This is a genomic window from Halomonas sp., from assembly GCF_031581305.1.
In the GTDB taxonomy this organism is placed as follows: Bacteria; Pseudomonadota; Gammaproteobacteria; order Pseudomonadales; family Halomonadaceae; genus Halomonas.
In genome coordinates, this window is record NZ_JAVLBC010000175.1 from 1 (window position 1) to 6,803 (window position 6,803).

The 6,803-nt window shown below is 62.4% G+C and carries 6 protein-coding genes; 4 read left to right on the forward strand and 2 right to left on the reverse strand.

Annotated features, from left to right (window positions below):
• From RI841_RS13100 to RI841_RS13110, 3 genes are all read left to right on the forward strand, one after another.
• A partial coding sequence (locus RI841_RS13100; protein ID WP_310706062.1) for a hypothetical protein occupies window positions 1-307 on the forward strand: 307 nt, incomplete at its 5' end.
• A gap of 3 nt (window positions 308-310) precedes the next feature.
• Window positions 311-2,137, forward strand: coding sequence for an adenylate/guanylate cyclase domain-containing protein (locus tag RI841_RS13105; protein ID WP_310706064.1), 1,827 nt, complete (start codon window positions 311-313; stop codon window positions 2,135-2,137).
• A gap of 545 nt (window positions 2,138-2,682) precedes the next feature.
• Window positions 2,683-4,152, forward strand: a complete 1,470-nt coding sequence (locus RI841_RS13110; RefSeq protein WP_310706065.1) for a DUF4214 domain-containing protein — start codon at window positions 2,683-2,685, stop codon at window positions 4,150-4,152.
• Between the two features lie 174 nt (window positions 4,153-4,326).
• On the opposite strand, the gene RI841_RS13115 is transcribed toward RI841_RS13110, so the two are convergent.
• Both RI841_RS13115 and RI841_RS13120 read right to left on the reverse strand, forming a co-directional pair.
• Window positions 4,327-4,980: a cyclic nucleotide-binding domain-containing protein gene (locus RI841_RS13115; protein WP_310706066.1), complete on the reverse strand. Its 654-nt coding sequence runs from the start codon at window positions 4,978-4,980 to the stop codon at window positions 4,327-4,329.
• 7 nt (window positions 4,981-4,987) lie between these two features.
• On the reverse strand, window positions 4,988-6,433 hold the full coding sequence (locus RI841_RS13120; RefSeq protein WP_310706067.1) for a FecR family protein: 1,446 nt from the start codon (window positions 6,431-6,433) through the stop codon (window positions 4,988-4,990).
• 79 nt (window positions 6,434-6,512) lie between these two features.
• Between RI841_RS13120 and RI841_RS13125 the strand changes: the two genes are divergently transcribed.
• Window positions 6,513-6,803: hypothetical protein (locus RI841_RS13125; RefSeq protein WP_310706068.1), on the forward strand; the 291-nt coding region annotated here is incomplete at its 3' end.

Sequence of the window (6,803 nt, forward strand, 5' to 3'; positions counted from 1 at the left end):
CTATCAGCATACCCAGGATTCCTCCTCGGCGGCGGTACGCTGGGGCCTGGCCAGCGGTCGGCCGGTGGCCTGTACGCCGTTGGGCATCTTCGACGACGTGAGCGACGCCGTGGCCTTCCTGCCCGGCACGGCACCCGCCGAGCTGGCTCGTGGCATCCGCGGGCTGCTCGATGATGCCGAGCGCCGTCAGCAGCTACAGCAGGATGCCTCGGCCTGGTTGACCGCGCATGACTGGCCGCGCCTATCGCTGCGCCTGCGCGGGCTTATCGGTGCCCTCGCGCAACCATCCTTGCCATGGGTAACCTGACCCATGCAGCGCCCCTGGCAGTGGCTGTTCGCCCCCAGAGCGGGCAAGGCGCTCCTGCTGATGCTGCTGCTCGGGCTGGCGCTCTTCGTGGCGTCCTCGTCGAATCCCCTGCCGTTCGGCCGGCTATCCTGGCAGGTGTACGATGCCTACCAGCAGGTTGCGGAAACCTCGCCGCGCCGTGACCCGCGCATCGTCATCGTCGATATCGACGATGCCAGCCTGGCCGCTCACGGCCGCTGGCCCTGGTCGCGCAGCCAACTGGCGGAACTGCTGGATGCCATCCACCGCGCCGGCCCTGCCGCGATCGGTCTCGACCTCCTGTTACCGGAGCCTGGCCCCGCCGCCGAGGATCGCCGGCTGCGCGAGGCCCTGGAACGCACCCCAACCGTGCTTGCCACTGCCCTGGGCGACATCACGGTGTCGCCCGGCGGGGCGCGGGCCAAGCGCGAACTGGCGCCAGCCGACAGCCTGAACGACGCCGACTCACCGGTGCGTCTGGGTCACATCACGCCCCAGCTGGACGCCGATGGTCGTATACGTCACCTCTATCCGCAGCTATGCACCCCCAACGCCTGCCGTTACTCCCTGGCGGTGGCGCTGCTGTCCACCTGGGCGGGTCTGCCTCCCCGCGCCGACTCGGCCGGTGCGGGGCAATCACTGTGCGTGGCCGGCTTCTGCCTGAAAACCGCTCCTGACGGGCGATTTTACCTGCCGTACCATCACGCTCCCCGGTTCACCTACCTGAGTGCCGCCAGCGTGATGAAGGGGCAAGCCCGCGCCACGCTGGCTGACAAGTTTGTGCTGGTCGGCACCTCCGCTGCCGGGCTCGGTGATCTTATCGCTACGCCGCGCAGTGCCCTGACGCCGGGCGTTGAGCTGCACGCCATCCAGCTTGCTGCCATGCTCGACAACGTCGACTGGCGCCCGCTAGCGCATGCCCGCTGGAGTCACCTGCTGGGCCTGGCCTGGCTGGGAGGGCTGACTTTGCTGGGCATGCGCCGCGGGCATAATGCCTGGCTGCGGCGGGTGCGGTTCGTCAGCCTGTCCATTCTGCTGGCAGCGCCGCTGCTGGTCTGGTGGCAGGGGGCCTGGCTGGATCCATGGCCCGGGTGGCTGGCCGCGATGGGAGTGGTGCTGCTCTGGGATGCCTGGGAAGGCGCGACGCTATGGCGGCGCCATCGGCGTCTCTACCGTACCTTCGGTACCTACGTCCCCCATGCCGTGCTGCGTCGTCTGGTCGAGGAGGGGGGTGAGCAGCGCTTCGTGCCGCAGCGGCGCTGGCTGGTGGTGCTGTTCAGCGATATTCGTGGCTTTACCGAGATCAGCGAAGGGCTATCCCCCGAGGGACTGGCGACCCTGACCAATCATATCTTCACCGAGCTCACCAGTGTCGTGCATGCCCATGGCGGCACGCTCGACAAGTACATTGGTGATGCCATGATGGCCTTCTGGGGCGCGCCCCTCGCCAGCAACCAGGATGCCACCCGGGCGCTGGCCTGCGCCCAGGCCATGCAGCAACGCCTGCAGGCCATCAACCGGTGGAGCGAGCGAGAGGGGTTTCCCCCCATCACCATGAACATCGGGCTGGAGGCCGGCGAGGTCACGGTGGGTAACCTGGGGTCGCGACAGCGTCTCGCTTACACGGCGCTGGGCCACGCCGTCAATCTGGCCGCACGACTGGAGGAGCTTGCCGGTCAGCGTGAGGAGCCCATTCTTGTCGGCCCCGCGCTGGCGCAAGCTCTGGATAACGCGTCGTTGACGGCGCTGGGGAAGGTTCATGTCAAGGGAATCAGCCAGCCGGTTGTATTATGGCGACCAGGGGCAAAGTAATCGCAACGCAATGTACCACCGGATCGGCAGCCTGGGTGGCTGATATGCGACGCGATCAGTGTCACATCCGAAGTCGAAGACCTCCGGGTTGCAGGCGCGAACGTCGCAATCTACATTAGGTCGCATGTGGTAACAGCCTCACGTGCTTACCGTAGCCGTGACGTTGAGCACACGTCTTAATTTGTGCATGCGTGAGTGAGGGAGATGCTAGGTACGAGTTTTCACGAGCCAGGTTGTATTGCTTTTGCCACTGCGATACATCCGGATCGTTAAGACTGCTAGCCCAAGCTCCGATAGATAAAATCGGCTAGGCTCCGGTAGATAAAAAAACATCGCAATTCGGTGTGAAAACAGCTCATTACTCATTACTCATGTAGGCCAGATAAGCCGAAGGCGCATCTGGCATGCTGAGGGCGCCATCACCACGCCCGGTGCGCTGGCGCTTACCGGCCCTACGGGATTCGGTAGGAAAGCCGATATCGTGTCGTAAGGTTCACGCCAGTCAGCGAAGAACCAGAAATAATAGAAATACTAAGGAGTAAAAAATGAGTTTTAGTTATCTTGCTGGGATTAGCGCCGATGAAATGAGTGGTGCCAACAGGCTTACTTTTAAACCGTACGAGACCTCAAGTGAATTAATCGGATGGGACAATCACGCCTATGATGGCACTTCACAAGACTATGCACTATTGGATGATCTGTATGTAGCTGAGTTTCAGGAAGGTGCTACATATGACATATTTTCTCACAGTTACTTTGATCCTTTTATTTTAATTCTTTATGATAAAAATGGTGATGTTGTAGCGGTAGATAACGATGAAGGTAGCTATGGTACAGATATAATATTCGACTTTGAAGCGAAGTACACAGGTGACTACTATGTAAGTGCCAGCTGGGATCAAGGAGCGTACTATGATTATGTATCTATCTCTATATATGAAGATATAGACACGATACCATCTGATCTTGAGGATGTGAACGAGGCCCCGGCGTTTTCCGCGATCACGGAACAGGCGGTGAACGAGAACAGCCCCGCGGGCACGGTAATCGCGACTGTTGCGGCCAGCGATCCCGATGGCGACACGCTGACCTACAGTCTCAGCGGCGCGGATGCGAGTGCCTTTGCCATCGACACGGCGAGTGGCGAGATCCGCCTCGCCTCGAGCCCCGATTTCGAATCCCCGTCTGATGCCGATGGCGATAACCGTTACGCCCTCACCGTCACCGCTGAGGATCCCGATGGCGCCAGCACCACCGAGATCTTCGCGGTGGAGGTCCTGGATGTTAACGAGGCACCGGTACTTTCTGCGATCACGGATCAGGCGGTGGACGAGAGCAGCCCTGCCGGCACGGTCGTCATCACCGCGGCGGCCAGCGATCCCGATGGTGACCTGTTGACCTTCAGTCTCGGCGGTGATGATGCGGATGCCTTTACCGTCGATGCGGCGAGTGGCGAGATCGGCCTCGGCTTCAGCCCTGATTTCGAGGCCCCGGCCGATGCCGACGGCGACAACCGCTACGACCTCGCCCTCACCGCCACGGACTCCGGCGGCGCTAGCGATACTCAGAGCTTTACGGTAGAGGTGCTGGATGTGGCCGAGAACAGCTTCGCTGGCGCGATATTACCCCCAGCGTTGGTAGAAGATATGGCGCTGCTCTATGAGGCGGCACTCGATCGGCAGCCCGATGTTCTCGGCCTCAACTATTTTGTCGGCGATTTTCGTCAAGGTCAGTCCCTGCATGATGTCGCCAATACCTTCTACCGCTCCAGCGAATTTCGCAGCCAGTTTTCCGAATTCGATAACGAAAGCTACATAGACCAGCTCTATCAAAACGTGCTCGACCGTCAGGCGGATCAGGCAGGATTGGATTACTGGATAACCGACATCGAGGATCGGGGCCGAAGCCACGCCGATGTGCTGGTCAGCTTCGCTCGGTCGCAGGAAAACCGCGATAACGCCGAGTGGTTGAGCGGCCTATCCTACGATGAGAGCAGCGATAACTGGCTTATCTAATCCGTATAATGGTTTTGACAAACGTTTCGACCCGAGTGAGCTTCCTAGTGTAACACTTGGCGGCCAGTTGCGGCTGCCGCCAAGTGGGCCTAAAGGATGTCGCTCACTCTTGCCGGAAACAGCCAGCCGGGATGGGAAGAATTGGGAAATAGCCCCTTCAGCGAAGAAGGCCGGCTAGGCCTCTTGCCGCTCTTCCGGCTGCATCAATTCGCCCGATACCTGAATGCTGCGCCCCTGCACCTGCACCAGGCCATTGGATTCCAGTGCCTTCAGGGCACGTCCGGCCATCTCACGGGTACACCCCGCCATCAGCGCCAGTTCCTGGCGGGTGTAATGGATGGTCACGCCGTCGCACTTGGCCTTGGCGGCCAGGTGAGCCAGCTCTCTCAGGCAGCGGCGAATACGGCCGACGACATCGTGGAAGGCGAAGTCGGAAGCGCGCTGGGTGGTCTTGGTCAGGCGCACAGAAAGCTGCTGCCCCAGCGCATACAGCAAGGCAGGGTGCGCAGCGGCCAGCGTATGGAACCGGGCATAGGGCAGGCTGGCCACCTGGCAGTCACTATGTGCCACCACCCAGGCGGATCGGCGCGCCTCCGGGCAGAATACCCCCATTTCGCCGGCGAACTCGCCCGGCCCCATGTAGGTAATGATCATTTCCTGGCCATCGGCGTTGATCAGCATCACCTTGGCCACGCCCTTGACCAGATACAGCAGTGCATCGCTCTGCGCGCCGCCGTTGAGGATCACCGTCTTGCGCTGGTAGGGGTGCTGATGGCAGTGATGCAGCAGCAACGCTTCATGGTCAGCATCAAGATAGGGTGAATTCATGCTCGGCTCAATCCGGGTTGACCCAATGGGTGGCACCTACCGCATCCACGCCGTTGGCGACCTGGTGTTGGAACAGTAGCCCCGCCTCGGCCGCATCGGGAGACAGCACGCCCTCCATCCAGCTGGGGGAGTCGGCCTCGTTGCGCAAGTAACCATCCATCAGTGAGCCAGACCCCACCACCGTGACGGGCCCCGGCAGCGAATCGGCATGCACGTCCAGCCGCGAGGCGAAACGCTCGGCCTCGAAGTCCACCAGCAGGGCAGGGTGGCTGATCAGTGCGGTTTCCAGCTGAATGCCGCGCTTGATATAGGCCTCATAGCTATTCAGCGTAAAGTCGACCCGCCCCTGGGAAGGCAGTGGGCGGTTGTCTCTGTGCTCCACGCGTTCCAGCAGGGCGAACGCCTCGTTCAGGCCGGCAAACTGGTGCTGCTGGTAGATCAACTGGCTGATCCGGTTGGGCGATTGACGAGACCTTTCATGCGGCGCGTCCTGGCGCTCCAGATGGTTCCAGCGTCCCCAGGTAATGCTGGGAGACGCCACCAGGCCCGCCTCGCGGGGTTGCAGCTCGGGGCGCTGCTCGCCCGCCTGATAGGCATCCATCATCAGCTGCGAAGAGCCCAGGAACAGCTTGGCCTGCTGCACGCTCTCCTCGTAGGTTTCTGCGCCCGGCCCGGTGGATGGACGAAACAGCGCCCCGCGGGCTGCCTGTGCGCCGGGTCGCTTAACCCGCCACTGGTCTTCGCGAGGGTGGGGCGGCCGTACCCGATCGGGATGCAGGCCCTCGTAGATCAAGCGGGCGCGCGCATCGCCGGCGGCCACCTCCAGCAAGGCCCCTTCGAGTTCGGCACCCAGTGCGGTGGCCTCACCGTTGCAGCGCAGGCTAAGCCCGGCCGGACAGCCTGCAGAGAAGGGCGCCATCACGACTTCGCCCTGGCGAACGCCCACCCGGGCCAGGGATGGCCCGCTCAGGGTGCTGAAATCGGTGCCGCGAATGCCGATGGCCGCTACCGGCGTATCCAGGCGAAACCCTTCGGGATGGCGAGCGCCGATCTCGCCGCTGATCGATCGTGCCACGCCATGGTGCAGGGTCAGCAGGGCCTCGGACTGCGCCGGGGCATCCGGCGCATAGCGATAGCGCGCTATCGTCAAGGCGCTCTCGCTGCGCAGACTGAGCAGGGCGCCATCCATCATCCTCAGGTGAATGTGGCTAGCGGCACCGGTACTCAGGCGATCCCCCTCGCGAACGCTGTCACCAGTGCTGATCGGCAGGGCCTCTGCCTGGCGCTGCAGGGTAACCTCTCCGGTGACGAACAACACCTCGCCCACCGGCTGGCTGGCCAGCACCCCTTGAGCGGCTAGCAGCCACACGATGCCCAGCAGCGCGAACAGCCATTGACGGTGGCACGGCACGGCCCTTGGCGGAGTGTCGTCTGGCATTGCAACATGTCGCATATTGAATCCTTCGCGTTTACCCGACAGCTCTATTCTGCATGATACGCTACCCCATCCAGACCACCAATGACGTAAGCCCTTGACCCACATCCAACGCCTTCGTCGCCGCCCTTGCTGGCTGTTGCTGGGCTGGCTGGTGCTGGCCATGCCCACACTGGCCGCCACATCGCCGCTGGAAGCGGCCCTGGAACGGCGCCTGAATCAGGCTCCGCTGGCCGAGGTCTACGCCTGGCTGAGCGAGCTGCCACTGCCGGACGACCCTGCCCAGCTTGCCCAGCAGCAGCGCTGGGCCGGACAGATGGCGCTGCAGCTGGCGCGTTATAGCGATGCCATTGTCCACTTCGAACGGGTGCTACCGCTGGAACCCTAC